Here is a 15,884-nt window from a genome sequence, read left to right as displayed (position 1 = left end):
CTGACGGGGTTGGACTTGTCAGGAATCGCGGCGTAGATCCGGTGGGATCGGCAGGTCATCCTTGAGCGGATCCGGTCGCTTGCCCTTGCCTGCCCTGTGCTGGCGGATCTGGTAGACGTAGGCCAATACCTGCGCAACGGCCAGATAGAGGCCGCCCGGGATCTCCTGCTCCAGTTCGGTGGAGTAGTAGATCGACCGCGCCAGCGCCGGGGATTCGAGCAACATAACTTCGTTGGCCACCGCAATCTCGCGCATCTTCAACGCGAGGAAGTCGCTGCCCTTGGCCACCAGCATCGGTGCCCCGCCCTTGTCCGGGTCGTACTTGAGCGCCACGGCGTAGTGGGTCGGGTTGGTGATGACCACGTCGGCGTCCGGTATGGCGGCCATCATCCGCCGCTGGGACATCTCGCGCTGCAGTTGACGGATCCGTTGCTTGACCTCCGGCCGCCCTTCCTGGTCCTTGTGCTCGTCGCGAATTTCCTGCTTGGTCATCTTCAGTTTCTTGGCGGTTTCCCACAGCTGCACCGGCACGTCCACCGCGGCGATGATGATCAGGCCGCAGGCCATCCATAAGGTGCTCCAGCCGACCACTTGCAGGCTGTGGATGATCGCCATGTCCAGCGGTTCATGGGCGATGCGCAGCAGGTCGTCGATGTCCGAGGACAACACGGCCAGCGCCACGAACAGGATGATGAAAAACTTCGCCAGGGCCTTGAGCAGTTCCACCACGGCCTTGGCCGAGAACATGCGCTTGAGACCGGCGCCGGGGTTCATCCGGCTGAATTTGGGGGCCATGGTGCCGGCGGAGAACAGCCAGCCGCCCAGGGAGATCGGGCCGATCACCGCAGCCAGCAACAAGGTGATCATCACCGGCTGGATCGCCAACAGGGCAATCTGCCCCGAGTGCAGCAGGTAGGTGCCCATGGCGCGCTGGTCCAGGATCACTTCCCGCGACAACGAGAAGTTCATCCGCATCAGCTCCATCAGGTCCTGGGCCAGCGCGCCGCCGAAGATCAGCAGCGCACCGGCACCGGCGAGCATGATCGCCAGGGTGTTGAGTTCCTTGGAGCGGGCAATCTCGCCCTTCTCCCGGGCGTCCTTTTTCTTTTTCTCCGTGGGGTCTTCTGTTTTGTCCTGACCGCTTTCGCTCTCTGCCATGACTCAGCGCGCCCGTGCCAGTTCGCGTAACCACTGCAAGGCCTCGGAGGCCAGCGGTTGATACTGGTTGATGATGTCCGCCAGCCCGACCCAGACAATGAACAGCCCGAGCACCAGGGTCAGCGGGAAGCCGATGGAGAAGATGTTCAGCTGCGGGGCGGCCCGGGTCATCACGCCAAACGCGATGTTGACCACCAGCAACGCGGTGATCGCCGGCAGCACCAGCAGCAGTGCAGCGCCCAGGACCCAGCCGAGCTTGCCGGCCAGCTCCCAGAAATGATTGACCACCAACCCGCTGCCGACCGGCAAGGTGGTGAAGCTTTCAGTGAGGATTTCGAACACCACCAGGTGGCCGTTCATGGACAGGAACAGCAACGTGACCAGCATGGTGAAGAATTGCCCGATCACCGCCACCGAGACGCCGTTGGTGGGGTCGACCATCGAGGCGAAGCCCATGCCCATCTGAATGGAGACGATCTGCCCGGCGATCACGAAGGCCTGGAAGAACAGCTGCAAGGCGAACCCAAGCACCGCGCCGATGAGGATCTGCTCGGCAATCAGCAGCAGCCCGCTCAAGTCCAGCGCGTTGACCGGCGGCATCGGCGGCAGGCCCGGGACGATCACCACCGTGATGGCCAGTGCGAAATACAGGCGCACGCGCACGGGCACCAGGGTCGTGCCCACGATCGGCATCACCATCAGCAATGCCCCCACACGAAACAGCGGCAACATGAACGTCGCGACCCAGGTGCTGATCTGGGTATCGGTCAGCTGCAACAGCGACATGGTCTAGCCGATGACCTGGGGAATACTGCCGTACAACTGCAGGATGTATTCCATGAAGGTCTGCACCAGCCACGGGCCGGCCACGATCAGCGTCACCAGCATCACCAGCAGGCGCGGCAGGAAGCTCAGGGTCTGTTCGTTGATCTGGGTCGCGGCCTGGAACATCGCCACCAGCAGCCCCACCAGCAGGCTCGGGATCACCAGCACAGCCACCATCATGGTGGTCAGCCACAGCGCTTCGCGGAAGATGTCGACCGCCACTTCCGGGGTCATGGCGACACACCGCCGAAGCTGCTGGCCAAGGTGCCGATGATCAACGCCCAGCCATCCACCAGCACGAACAGCATGATCTTGAACGGCAGGGAAATGATCAGCGGCGACAGCATCATCATGCCCATGGCCATCAGCACACTGGCGACGACCAGGTCGATGATCAGGAAGGGAATGAAGATCATGAAGCCGATCTGGAACGCGGTTTTCAGCTCGGAGGTGACAAAGGCCGGTACCAGGATGGTCAGCGGCGCCTGGTCCGGCGAGGCGATGTCGGTGCGCTTGGACAGGCGCATGAACAGCTCCAGGTCGCTGCTGCGGGTCTGGGCCAGCATGAAGTCCTTGATCGGCACCTGGGCCTTGGCCACGGCATCCTGGGCCGTGAGTTTTTCCGCCAGATAGGGCTGCAAGGCGTCCTGATTCACCCGGTCGAACACCGGCGCCATGATGAACAGGGTCAGGAACAGCGCCATGCCCGTGAGGATCTGGTTCGACGGCGTCTGCTGCAGGCCCAGGGCCTGGCGCAGGATCGAGAAGACGATGATGATCCGGGTGAAACTGGTCATCAGCATGACGAACGCCGGGATGAAACTCAGCGCGGTCATGATCAGCAGGATCTGCAGGCTGACCGAGTATTCCTGGGCGCCCTCGGCATTGGTGCCCAGGGTGATCGCCGGGATCGACAACGGGTCGGCGGCGTACGCCAGCGGCGCGGCCAGCATCAGGGCCAGCGTCAAGACGATGCGTAACGCAGCCATCACTTCTTATCCTTGTGATCCTTGCCCATCAGCTCCATCAGGCGCAGGGCAAATTCGGGGGTGGTCTTCTCGGTGCTCGGCACCTGCACCGGCTCCTTGAGCACATGCAGGGCGGTGATGCTGCCGGGGCTGAGGCCGAGCAGAATCTGCTCGTTGCCGACCTGCACCAGCATCAGCCGGTCACGGGGACCGAGCGCGCGGGAACCGATCAGTTCGATCACCTGCCCCTTGCCGGCCGGCCCGGCCTGCTGCACCCGGCGCAGCAGCCAGGCAAGGAAGAAAATCAACCCCAGCACCAGCAGCAAGCCGAACACCAGCTGGGTCAATTGCCCGGCCACTCCGCTGCTGACCGCCGGTGCCGCCGCCGTGGCGGCCGTCGCCAGCGGCTCGGCCGCCAGCACGTTGAACGGCAAGGCCAGCGCCAACCCTGGTAAAGCCTTCAGAACCTTTTTCACTTAGCGCAGCTTCTTGATGCGTTCGCTTGGGCTGATCACGTCGGTCAGGCGGATGCCGAACTTCTCGTTGACCACCACCACTTCGCCGTGGGCGATGAGCGTGCCGTTGACCAGTACGTCCAGCGGCTCGCCGGCCAGGCGATCGAGCTCGATCACCGAGCCCTGGTTGAGTTGCAGCAGGTTGCGGATATTGATCTCGGTGCTGCCGACTTCCATGGAGATCGACACGGGGATGTCGAGGATCACGTCCAGGTTCGGGCCGTCGAGGGTGACCGGGTTGTTGTTTTTCGGCAGGCCGCCGAACTCTTCCATCCGCAGACGGTTGGACGACGAGCTGGCTGCATCGGCAGCCAGCAGGGCATCGATGTCGGCCTGCCCGTCACCGGCTTCTTCCAGGGCCGCAGCCCATTCATCAGCCAGTGCCTGGTCGTCCTGGGTATGCATATTGTTAGCCATCGTGTGTCCTCGGCGGGCACCCCTTGCACAGGGGAGCCGTCAGTTAAAAGCGAATGTGCAACGCGCCGGTCAACGGCGCTCGATCGGCTCGATCACCTGCAACGCGAGGTTGCCTTTGTGCGAGCCCATCTTGACCTTGAACGCAGGCACGCCATTGGCGCGCATGATCATTTCTTCCGGCATGTCGACCGGGATAATGTCCCCCGGCTGCATGTTCAGGATGTCCCGCAGGCGCAACTGGCGACGGGCAACCGTGGCGCCGATCGGCACGTCGACATCCAGCACGTCCTGGCGCAGGGCGTTGACCCAGCGCTCGTCCTGGTCGTCGAGGTCCGACTGGAAGCCGGCGTCGAGCATTTCGCGCACCGGCTCGATCATCGAATAGGGCATGGTCACGTGCAGGTCGCCGCCACCGCCATCGAGTTCGATGTGGAAGGTCGACACCACAACGGCCTCGCTCGGGCCGACGATGTTGGCCATGGCCGGGTTCACTTCCGAGTTGATGTACTCGAAGTTGACTTCCATGATCGCCTGCCAGGCTTCCTTCAGATCGACAAAGGCCTGCTCGAGCACCATGCGCACGACACGCAGTTCGGTCGGGGTGAATTCACGCCCTTCGATCTTGGCGTGACGGCCGTCGCCGCCGAAGAAGTTGTCCACCAGCTTGAACACCAGCTTGGCATCGAGGATGAACAGCGCGGTGCCGCGCAAGGGTTTGATCTTGACCAGGTTGAGGCTGGTCGGCACGTACAGCGAGTGCACGTATTCGCCGAACTTCATCACCTGCACCCCACCCACGGCCACGTCCGCCGAACGGCGCAGCAGGTTGAACATGCTAATGCGGGTGTAGCGGGCGAATCGTTCGTTGATCATCTCCAGGGTCGGCATGCGTCCCCGGACGATGCGATCCTGGCTGGTCAGGTCATAGCTTTTGACGGTGCCGGGTTCGGCAGCGATATCGGTCTGTACCAGACCATCGTCGACGCCGTGCAACAGCGCGTCGATCTCATCCTGGGACAGCAGGTCCTGCACGGCCATGTCGTGTTCCTACTGCAGTACGAAATTAGTGAAAAGCAATTGTTCGATGACCACTTTGCCGAGTTCTTTTTGCGCCACTTCCTGGACGCTGGCCGTGGCTTTCTGTCGCAACATTTCCTGGCCGACCGGCGAGGCCAGGGTGGCGAAGTCCTGCCCGGAGAACAGCATGACCAGGTTATTGCGGATCACCGGCATGTGCGCCTTGAGCGCGTCCAGATCGGCCTGGTCGCGCCCCTGCAGGGTGATGCTCACCTGCATGTAGCGCTGGCGGCCGTTCTGGTTGTAGTTGGCAATGAACGCCGGAAGCAGGGGCACGAACATCGCCGGCTGCTTGCCGACGACCGCGGTTTCCGATGCGTCGACTGGCGTGCTCCGGGGGCTGTGCATGAAGTACCAGGTGGCCCCCACGGACAAGCCGATCGCCAGCAGCAGGCCGCCCACTGTCGCAATGATCAGCTTGATCTTGCGTTTGGTTGCGGGGTCTTTAACCGCGTCTTCGCTCATCGCCATGCCAATAATCCGTCACTAATCGGGGTTTCACCGTTGCAGGCTTGGCAAGAGCAAGTGTTATGCCATGTAGGAGCTGGCTTGCCAGCGAAGGCGGCATGTCAGTCGATACGAGCATTAGCTGACACACCGCGCTCCCCCTGTAGGAGCTGGCTTGCCAGCGAAGGCGGTGTGTCAGTCGATACGAGCATTAGCTGACACACCGCGCTCCCCCTGTAGGAGCTGGCTTGCCAGCGAAGGCGGTGTGTCAGTCGATGGATGTATTGGCCGGTAGACCGTCTTCGCTGGCAAGCCAGCTCCTACAGGGGGGGGTGCCAGCGAAGGTGGTGTGTCAGTCGATTCATGTGTTGGCTGATACGCCGTCTTCGCTGGCAAGCCAGCTCCTACAGGGGGGGTGCCAGCGAAGGTGGTGTGTCAGTCGATTCATGTGTTGGCTGATACGCCGTCTTCGCTGGCAAGCCAGCTCCTACAGGGGGGCGTTTGATCAGGCGTAGTAATCGACGGCGCTGGAGCCGATGATGCTGGTCGTGCTGGCCGCCACTTCGGTGACTGTTGGCGCACGCTCGTCATCCATGGAATCGAGGCGATCACCGCTGGCGCTGGTCCGCCCGCCGTGACGTTGCTGTGCCTGGTCCTGTCCTTGCGAACCACGGGACTGGTCGGACACGTTGACATCAACCTGCCCCATGCCCTGCTGCGCAAACATTTCACGCAAGCGATGCATCTGCCCGTCCAGCGCTTCGCGAACACCTGGATGCGCGCTCATGAAGGTGACCTGGGTCTGCTGGTCCGGCACCATGTTCACCCGAATGTCGAGGCGCCCGAGTTCGGCCGGTTGCAACTGGATGTCGGCCGCCTTGAGGTTGGCGCTGGACAGGTACATGACCCGGTTCACCACTTCCTCGGTCCAGCCACTTTGATGCAGGGCGATCGGCTGGTTCACCGGCAACGCATTCGCGGTTTTCGGCGTGGCCGCCTGGGTCAGCGCCGCCAGGCGGTTGGCAAAATCATCGACCCGGGTGTCGCTGCTGGCGGTCTTCAAGTCCTTCAAGCCGTCATCGAGCAGGCCGCTGAAGGCCTTGTCCCCGCCCTCGGCGCTGTCCTTTTCGGGCTGCACGTCAAGCATGCGCGCCAGGCCGGCGCCCAGGTTTTGCGCCGAAGCCGACTCGCCGTCGCCATCGGCCTCGACCGAGGTCGGCAGCGCTTGTGGCTGAGCCTGGCTGGAAGCGGAAACATGCCCGCTCTGCTCCATGGCCATGCGCAAGGCTGGCAGGGCATCGAGGGGGTCGGCTTGGGGATCGAATCCGGCATCAGCGGTGACGGCGGCCGCGGCCATTGCCACAACAATCGGCTGTTCGCCTTGGGGTGGCACGGCATCTATCCCTGGCGGAGTTTGCGCAACGAGTGCGGGCTCTGCAGGATCGGTGGTCGGGTCGACCGCCGCCTCGGTGACAGAAGTGCCAGCGGCATCTGAACCTTCGCTGGCAATCTTGTCATCGGCCGCCGGTTTATCAGCGGGCAAGCATTTGCCGCTATCGGCAACGGCCGGTTTCGCGGCGGCAGCCTTGTCGCGGCTGACGTCCTGTTTGACCGGCCCCTGCGCTACGTTGTCGCGCATTGGCTTGACCGGTCTTTCGTTCACCGCAGAAGGGGTATTGCGAGCCTGATTGGCGTAGACATGAGCGAAGCCGGATGCCTTTTCCCCGGGCTCGGCGACCGGCACCGGAGGATTGGCGCTAGCCGCTTTGGCCTTGGACCGGGCGGTGGCCTGGAGAAGAATGTTGGGGGTTACGGGCATGGAACAGTCTCCGCCGCACTGGGATTGTAAGTACAGGTGACGGAGATGGAAGCAAGGGTCGCGCCAGGTTTAGTGTCAGGCGCTAAAAGCGTTGGACGCTCGTGGTGGTCGACAAAGTGCGCTGACGCTCGGCTTCATACAGCGGTCGGACTATGGCGAATTCACCGTCGATTTCACCGACCAGTTTTTCCACACCCGAGAGGTTTTTATTCTTGGCACGCTGCTCCAGTTCATGGCACAACTCAGCCAGGCGAATGGCGCCCATGTTGCTGCTGCTGCCCTTGAAACTATGGGCAGCATTCATGAGTTGCGCGGCATCTTCAGCCTGTCGCAAGATGCATAAACGCTCTTCGGCGTCGGCAAGAAAGGTATCCAGCAACTCCGGATACCCATCCTCCATGACTTCTTGCAACGCGCTCAGCACGTCGCGGTCCAGATGTGTGTCAGCCACTTGCTCACTCCTTGATCAAGAATGTGTGGATTATGCCAGAGCCTCCCAGAAAAATTCCACGCGGGCACTTCGACCATCGTCTGACCAGCTGGCATTACGGCTCAATTGACGGATCAGACCGAGGCCTCGTCCCGACAGCCGGGCCCCATCAGCGGGCCGCTGCAGCACCCGATCGACATCAAACCCATTGCCACTGTCTTCGACGCGAACCGCCAGGCAACCGCCCTCGCCATTCGGTGTCACCTGCATATGTACCCGGATGAAGCCATCCTGCAATTCATCCAGGCGTGTACTGCGCTGTTGATAGTAACGGGTAAAACCCGAGGCATCCCGTTTGAGGCTGGAATCCAGGCCCAGGACGCCATGCTCCAGGGCGTTGGAGTACAGTTCCGCCAGCACCGTGTAGAGCGCCGCGCTTTGCGCCCGCAACCCATGAACCTCCAGCAGCAACTGCAACAGATAAGGCAGCGGGTTGAAGCGCTTGAGCGTGGCCGCGCGAAACTCGAAACTCACTGACCAGTCCAGCGGGCAGGACTGGCCACTGTCGGAATATATCAACGCCGGCGGGCTCACCTGCTCCCCCTCCAGAAAGCTGACCTCGACCATGCTGACGTCATCACGGGCTTCACTGCGAAAGTCCCGCAGCGCCTGCTCTATCTCTGCGAACAACTCATCAGGCTGACGATTGGCGGCAAACACCCGCTGCAGCCGCTCGACACCAAACAGTTGTTCGTTGGCATCGCAGGTATCGACCACACCGTCGGATAACAGAAACACCCGATCGCCGACCGCCATCGGAAACACTTCGGTGCGATCGTCAAAGGCTTGCGGGCTCAGCACGCCCAGCGGCAAGTGCCGAGCCTGCAGCGGCGTGCGCTCACCCTTGGCGATGCTGTGCAGGTAACCGTCCGGCATCCCGCCGTTCCACACCTCCACCGAACACCGCTGAAAACTCAGGCGCAGCAGGGTGGCACAGCAGAACATGCCCACCGGCAGGATGCGCTTGAGCTTGGCATTCATCTCGCGCAGGGTTTCGGCCATGCCGTAACCCTTGGCCGTCATGCCATAGAAGACTTCAGCCAGGGGCATGGCCCCGACAGCCGCCGGTAAACCATGGCCCGTGAAGTCCCCGAGCAATAGGTGCATGTCGCCGGCAGGCGTATACGCGGCCAGTAACAGATCGCCGTTGAACAGCGCGTAGGGCGATTGCAGGTAGTGGATATTCAGGGCATTCAGGCAACCGGAATGGGCCACCTTATCGAATACGGACTTGGCCACCCGCTGCTCGTTGAGCAGGTGCTGGTGGTGCCTGGCGATCTGGTCTCGCTGCTGCAACACGGTGGCCTGCAACCGGCGCAAACGGTCCATCGCCTTGATTTTGGCGGCGAGGATCACCTGGTTGTAGGGTTTTGCCAGAAAGTCGTCGCCCCCGGCCTCCAGACAGCGGGCCAGGGCTTCGCTTTCGGTGAGCGAGGTCAGGAAGATGATCGGCACCAGGGTTTCCCCGGCCAACGCCTTGATCTGCCGCGCCGCCTCGAAGCCATCCATCACCGGCATCATCGCGTCCATCAGCACCAGTTGCGGGCGTTGCTGACGAAAGGCTTCGACCGCCTCGGCACCGTTGGCGGCCGTCAGCACGTCATGGCCCTGGCGCCGGACGATGCTCGACAGCAGCATGCGATCGGCCGCGCTGTCTTCGGCGATCAGGATCGTCAGTGATTCGAGCGGCGACTGCATGCCGTTCAACTGATATCGAACAGTTTGTCGAAATTGGAGATGGCGAGGATCTTCTTCACGTCGGAACTGCTGTTGACCACGCGAATGTCGGAATTGTCGCCACCGGCGTGATCGCGCAGCAGGAGCAACATGCCCAGTGCCGAACTGTCGAGGTAGGTGGCTTCTTTCAAGTCGACGACGACTGCGGAGAGTTTCCTGTCCTCGTAGGACTCACGAAACTCCTGATGCTTGGCGAAATCGAATCGCCCCTTGATCGAAATCGTCAGCTTTTGCCCATCTTGGGATACTTCTGATGAAACTGACATGAACGGCTTCCTTGTCATTGGGGAACGTACGTGTAGAAGGTTTAGCACTTGCCGGGGATGGGGGCAAGGCTGGCATTTGCGGTGGGACCCAGGACGCCTTCGCGGGCAAGCCTCGCTCCTACAGGTGCAGCGTCGTTCGTAATTCCCGTGAGCAACGCTAAACCTGTAGGAGCGAGGCTTGCCCACGAAGAACGATAACGCGGTCTCACTGATTCAATACGGATCCTGCCGCGGCAACCGCTGGGACAATTCATCCAGCAGCTTCTGCTCGCGCTTGTCTTCCAGCCGCAGCGCCTCATCCCTGTAGCGCTGAACCAGCTTGCGCAACCCTTCGACCCGGGCATACGCCTGCTGCCAGGTTTCCCGTGCCTTGTTCAGATTGTTCTGATGCCAGGCCAGGCTCTGTCGTTGCTGATCGATGGCCGTGCCCAGTTGCGCCAGGAAGCCTTGATACCCCAGCAACCATTGGCCGGTAACGCCGTTGCTGCCGCGCACGATCCATTGCTCCTGATAGTCGAGCCGAAACGCTTCGAGGTCGGCGAGTTTGCTTTCGGCCAGACGGACCTGCCCCTGAAAATGTCCCAGGCGCTGGACCGCGGCTTTCTCGACCTTTTCGGCCATGTCCACCACCGGGGCCAGGCGGGCTGCGCGACTCTGGGCCATGGCCGGTTAGCCGCCGGCCGCGGGGGCGAAGATCGTACCCAGGTAGGCTTCGCTTTCACCCAGGCTGATGCTGTCGTTCAGGCCCTGGCGCTGGTATTTGACCAACTGCGGCTGCAGGGCAATCGCCAGGTCGGTTTCCCGGTCACCGCCGGCGACGTAGGCGCCGACGCTGATCAGGTCGCGACTTTGCTGATAACGCGACCACAATTGCTTGAAGTACTGGGCCCGAGCCATGTGTTCCTTTGACACCACCGACGGCATGACCCGGCTGATGGAGGCTTCGATATCGATTGCCGGGTAGTGACCTTCCTCCGCCAGGCGCCGGGACAGCACGATGTGCCCGTCGAGCACGCCCCGGGCCGAGTCGGCTATCGGGTCCTGCTGGTCGTCGCCTTCGGACAACACGGTGTAGAACGCGGTGATCGAACCGCCGCCCTTCTCGGCATTGCCGGCCCGCTCCACCAGTTTCGGTAACTTGGCGAACACCGACGGCGGATACCCCTTGGTCGCGGGCGGTTCGCCGATGGCCAGGGCGATTTCCCGCTGGGCCTGGGCGAATCGGGTCAGGGAATCCATGAGCAACAGCACGTTCTTGCCCTTGTCGCGGAAATATTCGGCGATGCGCGTGCAGTACATGGCCGCGCGCAGACGCATCAGCGGCGCGTCGTCCGCGGGCGATGCCACCACCACCGAACGCTTGAGGCCTTCTTCCCCGAGGATGTGCTCGATGAACTCCTTGACCTCACGACCGCGCTCGCCGATCAGCCCGACCACGATGATGTCGGCCTCGGTGAAGCGGGTCATCATGCCCAGCAGCACACTCTTGCCCACGCCCGTACCGGCGAACAACCCGAGGCGCTGGCCGCGACCGACCGTCAGCAAGCCGTTGATGCACCGAATACCCACGTCCAGCGGCTCGCTGATCGGGTGGCGCTTGAGCGGGTTGATGGTCGGGCCGTCCATCGGCACCCAGTCTTCGGCCTTCATCCCGCCCTTGCCGTCCAGCGCCCGACCGGCGCCGTCGAGCACCCGCCCGAGCATGCTCATGCCCATCGGCAGGCGCCCGGTATCCGCCAGCGGCACCACGCGCGCACCGGGGGCGATCCCGGCGACGCTGCCGACCGGCATCAGAAAGACTTTGTTGCCAGAGAAGCCCATGACTTCGGCTTCGACCTGCACCGGGTGGTAACTGTCGTCGTTGATCACCATGCAGCGGCTGCCCATGGCGGCGCGCAAGCCTTCGGCTTCGAGGGTCAGGCCGACCATACGCAGCAGGCGGCCTTCGAGGATCGGCGCGCCGGCCAGCGTGGTGGCCTCGGCGTAACTGCCCAGGCGCTTGGCGAAGCTGGTGCGGTCAAGGCGCATCGGGCACATCCGGTACGGGGGCGGTTGGCGCTGTATTGCCCATCGGCAGTTCCAGGCTCAGGTCCGGCGCAGCCGGGTGCCGCGCCTGTTCGTGCAGTTGATCGAACAGCTTGTCCATCACCTGCGCAACCCGGGTTTCAATCGAAGCGTCAATGCGACTGTGCTCGGTCTCGACCCGGCACCCTCCCGGCAACAATGCCTCGTCCTCGACGATGCGCCAGGTTTCTTCATGACGCTCACGCAGAGCTTTGACCTGGGCGAAATCCTGCGGGTTGATGTACAGGCGCACGTTGCCCACGCCCAACGGCAACAGCTTGAGGGCATCGCGCATGACGTGTTCGAGCTGTGTCGAGTCGATGGCCAGTTCGCGCTGGATCACCTGGCGGGTGATGTGCTGCACGAGGTGGACCAGGGACTGCTCGATCTCGATGTCCTGCTCGGCAATGGGTTCCAGCAGGTGGCCCATCAGCTTTTCCAGCGCGGCAAGCTTCGCCGTCAGCGCCGCTTCGGCTTCCTGGCGGACCTTGAGCGTGGTGCTGTGAAAGCCCTCCCGTTCGCCGGTGGCAAAGCCTTCGTTGTAGGCTTCCTGGCGAATGCTTTCGAGCTCTTCGAGGGTCAGCGGCTGGACTTCTTCCAGCGGCACTTCCTGCATGGGCGGCGGCTCGGGTTCCGGCTCCGGCTCGGGTTCGGGGACGTAGGGATCGAAACTGGGCAACGACCAGATATCGACGCCCTTGACGTCCTTGGCTCGGATCAGGTCGGACTGGGACTCATCATGTTCGGTTGCCATAGCGAGGTCAGATCATCTCTTCGCCGCCCTTCCCGCCGAGAACGATTTCTCCGGCTTCGGCCATACGGCGGGCAATGGTGAGGACTTCTTTCTGCGCGGTTTCCACGTCGCTGACGCGCACCGGGCCCTTGGCCTCGAGGTCGTCGCGCAACAGTTCGGCCGCGCGCTTGGACATGTTCTTGAAGATCTTTTCCTTGACGTTTTCGTCCGCCCCCTTAAGGGCCAGCACCAGCACATCGGAGGACACTTCGCGCAGCAGCGCCTGAATCCCGCGGTCGTCGACATCGGCCAGGTTGTTGAACACGAACATCAGGTCTTCGATCCGCCCGGACAGGTCTTCGTCGACTTCGCGGATCGAGTCCATCAACTGGCCTTCGACCGAGCTGTCGAGGAAGTTCATGATGTCGGCCGCGCGCTTGATGCCCCCCAGGTTGGTACGCGAGGCGTTCGAGGCGCCGGAGAACTGCTTCTCGAGAATCTGGTTGAGTTCTTTCAGGGCGGCGGGTTGCACGGTGTTGAGCGCGGACACCCGCAAGATAATGTCGAGGCGCACCTTGTGGTCGAAGTTGCCCAGCACCTCACCGGCCTGGTCCGGGTCGAGATAGGCGACCACGATCGCCTGGATCTGCGGGTGCTCATAACGGATCACGTCGGCGACGGCGCGCGGTTCCATCCACTTCAGGCTGTCGAGGCCGCTGGTGTTGCCGCCCAGCAGGATGCGGTCGATCAGGCCGTTGGCCTTTTCTTCGCCCAGGGCCTGGGTCAGCATTTTGCGCACATAGTCGTCGGAGCCGACGCCCAGGCCGGTCTGGTCGCCGACGATGTCGACGAACTCGCTCATCACCTGCTCGACCTGCTCGCGGTGCACGTTGCCCATCTGCGCCATGGCCACGCCCACCCGCTGCACCTCTTTCGGGCCCATGTGGCGCAACACCTGGGCGGCGTCGGTGGAGCCCAGGGACAGCAGCAGGATCGCGGCTTTGTCGACCTTGGACAGTTTGGCGGCAGCGGCTCTATCATTCATCGGCGTTAATCCACTCTTTCACGACCTGGGCCACACGACCCGGGTCTTCTGCCACCAGGCTCTTGATTGCATTCAACTGGGCGTCATAGCCTTCGCTCGGGCTCGGCAACAGGATGCTGGTCGGGCCGCCAAGGCTGACGCGATCGTTGGCCAGCTCGCCATCCAGGCCGCCCATGACCCCCAGCTCGACATCGTTGCCGATAGTGGCGAGACGCTTGCCTTTGCCGCCAGTGGTGATGTTGTTGAGCACCGGACGCAGCACACCGAACACCAGCACCAGGATGAACAGGATGCCCAGCCCTTGCTTGATCACATCCCAGAACCACGGCTGGGAGTAGAACGGCGCATCGGCGATCACTTCACCGCGCTCGGTGGAAAAAGGCATGTTGATCACGCTGACGCTGTCGCCACGGCTGGCGTCGAACCCGACGGCGTCCTGCACCAGGCGGGTGAAGCGCGACAACTCATCGGCGGTCCATGGCGCACGGGTGGTTTCACCGTTGGCCGGGTTGATCCTGACCTGATCGTCCACCACCACCGACACCGACAGGCGATTCAACCGACCCTGCTGCTGCCTGGTATGGCTGATGGAGCGGTCGAGCTCAAAGTTTTTAGTGGACTGGGAACGTTTGTCCGCCGGGTACGGGGCGAGCATCGGCTGGCCGGTGGCCGGGTCCATGATTTGCTGACCGTTGGCGTCCAGCAACGGCTGGCCAGGCTGGACCATGCCGGCCGACGCGGTGCCGCCACCGGTGGTTGCAGGCGCGGACGCCGGCGAGGGCGGCTGGTTGCTCAGGGCACCCGGCACGCCTTGCGGGCCATTGCTGGTGGTGCGTTGTTCGTTCACCGATTGTTCGCTGCGCAACGCCGGCTGGTCCGGGTTGAACTGCTCGGAGGTCGACTCGACGGCACTGAAATCCACATCGGCCGAAACTTCGGCTTTGTAGCGATCGTTGCCCAGCACCGGTTGCAGGATGTTATGCACGCGCTGGGTGAGCATGCTTTCCATGCGGCGGCTGTAGTCGAATTGCTTGCCGGCCATGGTCAGCTCGGAGTTTTCCGCCTGATCCGACAGCAGGTTGCCCTTCTGATCGACCACGGTGACCTGGGATTTGCTCAGCTCCGGCACACTGCTGGCGACCAGATTGATGATCGCCAGCACCTGGCCAGGTTCCAGGGAACGGCCGGCATACAGCTCGATCAGCACCGACGCGCTGGGCTTGCGCTCATCGCGCACGAACACCGAGCTTTTCGGAATGGCCAGGTGCACGCGGGCACCCTTGACGTTGTTCAGGCTGGAGATGGTCCGTGCCAGTTCGCCTTCCAGGCCGCGCCGATAGCGGGTCGCTTCCATGAACTGGCTGGTGCCCAGGCCCTGGTCCTTGTCGAGGATTTCAAAACCGATATTGCCGTCGCTGGGAGTGACACCAGCGCCCGCGAGCTTGAGGCGCGCGCGGGACAGGTCTTCGGCCTTGACCAGCAAGGCGCCGGAATTGGGCTCGACGGAGTAGGCGATATCGGCGGCCGCCAGGGTATCCATGACCTGCTTGGCGTCCATCCCGGCGAGGCTGCCGTACAGGGGCCGGTAGTCCGGTTGCTGGGACCACAACACCACCGCGAAGCCAATCGCCACGCTCGCCGCCAGACCGACCAACAGGCCTACCTGACGCAGCATGGTCATCTCGGAGAGATTTTCCAGGAAGGACAAGCCGAACAGCGGCGGTTTGCCGCCTATCGGCGTGGCCTTGGCCGGAACGTGATCAGCGCCTGCATCTGCCATGACTCGATACCGTCCTTAAACCGGCATCTGCATGATGTCTTGATAAGCCTGGACCAGCTTGTTACGGACTTGGGTGATCGCCTGGAACGACACACCGGCTTTTTCCTTGGCAATCATCACGTCGGTCAGATCGACACCGCTTTTGCCGATCTCGAACGCCGTGGACAACTGGCTGGAAGCCTGCTGGGTTTCGTTCACTTTATTGACGGCCTGACCGAGCATGTCGGCAAAGCTGCTGCCCGGCAGTTGCGGGACGGCAGCCGTCGGTTTCGGCGCAGACATGGCATCCATTTGCATGGCCCGCATGTCCAGCATCAACCGATTGAATTCAATACCTTGGCTCATCGTCTACTCTCTCTGGCGACCCGCAATTTTTTGACGCTCACTCGGCGGGTAGTCAGGTGTTAGCAACAAGGGTGCCAGCTCCATGGCCCTGAAAAACAAAAGCCCTTGTGGGCTCACTGCAAAAACCATTGTGGGAGCTGGCTTGTCGGATCGCCGCACCGCAGCGAAGGCGGCGTGTCAGGCGACACACAAACAGGC

The 15,884-nt window shown here is 62.5% G+C and carries 18 protein-coding genes; all 18 read right to left on the bottom strand.

Features of this window, described 5'->3' with window-relative positions; all coding sequences use genetic code 11:
* Window positions 1–18 precede the first annotated feature (18 nt).
* Window positions 19–1,158, bottom strand: a complete 1,140-nt coding sequence (gene flhB / locus F8N96_RS21510; protein ID WP_150799530.1) for a flagellar biosynthesis protein FlhB — start codon at window positions 1,156–1,158, stop codon at window positions 19–21.
* A gap of 3 nt (window positions 1,159–1,161) precedes the next feature.
* Window positions 1,162–1,944 carry a flagellar biosynthetic protein FliR gene (fliR, locus tag F8N96_RS21505; RefSeq protein ID WP_064679100.1) on the bottom strand — a complete coding sequence of 261 codons (783 nt, stop codon included), beginning with the start codon at window positions 1,942–1,944 and terminating at the stop codon, window positions 1,162–1,164.
* Between the two features lie 3 nt (window positions 1,945–1,947).
* Window positions 1,948–2,217 carry a flagellar biosynthesis protein FliQ gene (fliQ, locus tag F8N96_RS21500; RefSeq protein WP_007948918.1) on the bottom strand — a complete coding sequence of 90 codons (270 nt, stop codon included), beginning with the start codon at window positions 2,215–2,217 and terminating at the stop codon, window positions 1,948–1,950.
* Window positions 2,214–2,972, bottom strand: a complete 759-nt coding sequence (gene fliP, locus F8N96_RS21495; protein ID WP_064679101.1) for a flagellar type III secretion system pore protein FliP — start codon at window positions 2,970–2,972, stop codon at window positions 2,214–2,216. Before fliP ends, fliQ begins: the two co-directional genes overlap by 4 nt.
* Window positions 2,972–3,427 carry a flagellar biosynthetic protein FliO gene (gene fliO / locus F8N96_RS21490; RefSeq protein ID WP_150799529.1) on the bottom strand — a complete coding sequence of 152 codons (456 nt, stop codon included), beginning with the start codon at window positions 3,425–3,427 and terminating at the stop codon, window positions 2,972–2,974. Before fliO ends, fliP begins: the two co-directional genes overlap by 1 nt.
* Window positions 3,428–3,883 (bottom strand): flagellar motor switch protein FliN, encoded by a 456-nt coding sequence (fliN, locus tag F8N96_RS21485; RefSeq protein WP_150799528.1) that lies wholly within the window; start codon window positions 3,881–3,883, stop codon window positions 3,428–3,430.
* Window positions 3,884–3,952: 69 nt separating this feature from the next.
* Window positions 3,953–4,921 (bottom strand): flagellar motor switch protein FliM, encoded by a 969-nt coding sequence (fliM, locus tag F8N96_RS21480; RefSeq protein ID WP_150764524.1) that lies wholly within the window; start codon window positions 4,919–4,921, stop codon window positions 3,953–3,955.
* Between the two features lie 9 nt (window positions 4,922–4,930).
* Complete coding sequence (gene fliL / locus F8N96_RS21475) at window positions 4,931–5,431, bottom strand: flagellar basal body-associated protein FliL (RefSeq protein WP_150799527.1); 501 nt, start codon at window positions 5,429–5,431, stop codon at window positions 4,931–4,933.
* A gap of 481 nt (window positions 5,432–5,912) precedes the next feature.
* The gene (locus F8N96_RS21470; RefSeq protein WP_150799526.1) at window positions 5,913–7,226 is read right to left on the bottom strand and encodes a flagellar hook-length control protein FliK; all 1,314 of its coding nucleotides are present in this window, start codon (window positions 7,224–7,226) and stop codon (window positions 5,913–5,915) included.
* A gap of 82 nt (window positions 7,227–7,308) precedes the next feature.
* A complete protein-coding gene (locus F8N96_RS21465) occupies window positions 7,309–7,677 on the bottom strand; it encodes an Hpt domain-containing protein (RefSeq protein ID WP_150799525.1) in 369 nt (122 codons plus the stop codon).
* Window positions 7,678–7,707: 30 nt separating this feature from the next.
* Window positions 7,708–9,414, bottom strand: coding sequence for a fused response regulator/phosphatase (locus F8N96_RS21460; RefSeq protein WP_150799524.1), 1,707 nt, complete (start codon window positions 9,412–9,414; stop codon window positions 7,708–7,710).
* Between the two features lie 5 nt (window positions 9,415–9,419).
* On the bottom strand, window positions 9,420–9,719 hold the full coding sequence (locus F8N96_RS21455) for an STAS domain-containing protein (RefSeq protein ID WP_150799523.1): 300 nt from the start codon (window positions 9,717–9,719) through the stop codon (window positions 9,420–9,422).
* Between the two features lie 213 nt (window positions 9,720–9,932).
* Window positions 9,933–10,382: a flagellar export protein FliJ gene (fliJ, locus tag F8N96_RS21450; protein ID WP_150799522.1), complete on the bottom strand. Its 450-nt coding sequence runs from the start codon at window positions 10,380–10,382 to the stop codon at window positions 9,933–9,935.
* 6 nt (window positions 10,383–10,388) lie between these two features.
* Window positions 10,389–11,747, bottom strand: a complete 1,359-nt coding sequence (fliI, locus tag F8N96_RS21445) for a flagellar protein export ATPase FliI (protein ID WP_150799521.1) — start codon at window positions 11,745–11,747, stop codon at window positions 10,389–10,391.
* Complete coding sequence (gene fliH, locus F8N96_RS21440) at window positions 11,737–12,537, bottom strand: flagellar assembly protein FliH (protein ID WP_150799520.1); 801 nt, start codon at window positions 12,535–12,537, stop codon at window positions 11,737–11,739. The genes fliI and fliH overlap by 11 nt, the downstream gene beginning before the upstream one ends.
* Window positions 12,538–12,544: 7 nt before the next feature.
* On the bottom strand, window positions 12,545–13,561 hold the full coding sequence (fliG, locus tag F8N96_RS21435; protein WP_150799519.1) for a flagellar motor switch protein FliG: 1,017 nt from the start codon (window positions 13,559–13,561) through the stop codon (window positions 12,545–12,547).
* On the bottom strand, window positions 13,554–15,341 hold the full coding sequence (gene fliF / locus F8N96_RS21430; protein WP_150799518.1) for a flagellar basal-body MS-ring/collar protein FliF: 1,788 nt from the start codon (window positions 15,339–15,341) through the stop codon (window positions 13,554–13,556). Before fliF ends, fliG begins: the two co-directional genes overlap by 8 nt.
* A gap of 15 nt (window positions 15,342–15,356) precedes the next feature.
* The gene (fliE, locus tag F8N96_RS21425; RefSeq protein WP_064679115.1) at window positions 15,357–15,686 is read right to left on the bottom strand and encodes a flagellar hook-basal body complex protein FliE; all 330 of its coding nucleotides are present in this window, start codon (window positions 15,684–15,686) and stop codon (window positions 15,357–15,359) included.
* Window positions 15,687–15,884 lie beyond the last annotated feature (198 nt).

Origin of the sequence: Pseudomonas fluorescens, assembly GCF_902497855.1 — a bacterium.
Classification (GTDB): Bacteria; Pseudomonadota; Gammaproteobacteria; order Pseudomonadales; family Pseudomonadaceae; genus Aquipseudomonas; species Aquipseudomonas fluorescens_BI.
The sequence above is the reverse complement of the archived record's forward strand: the minus strand, read 5'-3'. Positions and strand labels throughout refer to the sequence as shown.

Bases quoted from the DNA above. Each gene is read 5' to 3' on its own strand.
- flhB (WP_150799530.1), bottom strand. From the start codon at position 1,158: ATGGCAGAGAGCGAAAGCGGTCAGGACAAAACAGAAGACCCCACGGAG.
- fliR (WP_064679100.1), bottom strand. From the start codon at position 1,944: ATGTCGCTGTTGCAGCTGACCGATACCCAGATCAGCACCTGGGTCGCG.
- fliQ (WP_007948918.1), bottom strand. From the start codon at position 2,217: ATGACCCCGGAAGTGGCGGTCGACATCTTCCGCGAAGCGCTGTGGCTG.
- fliP (WP_064679101.1), bottom strand. From the start codon at position 2,972: ATGGCTGCGTTACGCATCGTCTTGACGCTGGCCCTGATGCTGGCCGCG.
- fliN (WP_150799528.1), bottom strand. From the start codon at position 3,883: ATGGCTAACAATATGCATACCCAGGACGACCAGGCACTGGCTGATGAA.
- fliM (WP_150764524.1), bottom strand. From the start codon at position 4,921: ATGGCCGTGCAGGACCTGCTGTCCCAGGATGAGATCGACGCGCTGTTG.
- fliL (WP_150799527.1), bottom strand. From the start codon at position 5,431: ATGGCGATGAGCGAAGACGCGGTTAAAGACCCCGCAACCAAACGCAAG.
- F8N96_RS21470 (WP_150799526.1), bottom strand. From the start codon at position 7,226: ATGCCCGTAACCCCCAACATTCTTCTCCAGGCCACCGCCCGGTCCAAG.
- F8N96_RS21460 (WP_150799524.1), bottom strand. From the start codon at position 9,414: ATGCAGTCGCCGCTCGAATCACTGACGATCCTGATCGCCGAAGACAGC.
- F8N96_RS21455 (WP_150799523.1), bottom strand. From the start codon at position 9,719: ATGTCAGTTTCATCAGAAGTATCCCAAGATGGGCAAAAGCTGACGATT.
- fliJ (WP_150799522.1), bottom strand. From the start codon at position 10,382: ATGGCCCAGAGTCGCGCAGCCCGCCTGGCCCCGGTGGTGGACATGGCC.
- fliI (WP_150799521.1), bottom strand. From the start codon at position 11,747: ATGCGCCTTGACCGCACCAGCTTCGCCAAGCGCCTGGGCAGTTACGCC.
- fliH (WP_150799520.1), bottom strand. From the start codon at position 12,537: ATGGCAACCGAACATGATGAGTCCCAGTCCGACCTGATCCGAGCCAAG.
- fliG (WP_150799519.1), bottom strand. From the start codon at position 13,561: ATGAATGATAGAGCCGCTGCCGCCAAACTGTCCAAGGTCGACAAAGCC.
- fliF (WP_150799518.1), bottom strand. From the start codon at position 15,341: ATGGCAGATGCAGGCGCTGATCACGTTCCGGCCAAGGCCACGCCGATA.
- fliE (WP_064679115.1), bottom strand. From the start codon at position 15,686: ATGAGCCAAGGTATTGAATTCAATCGGTTGATGCTGGACATGCGGGCC.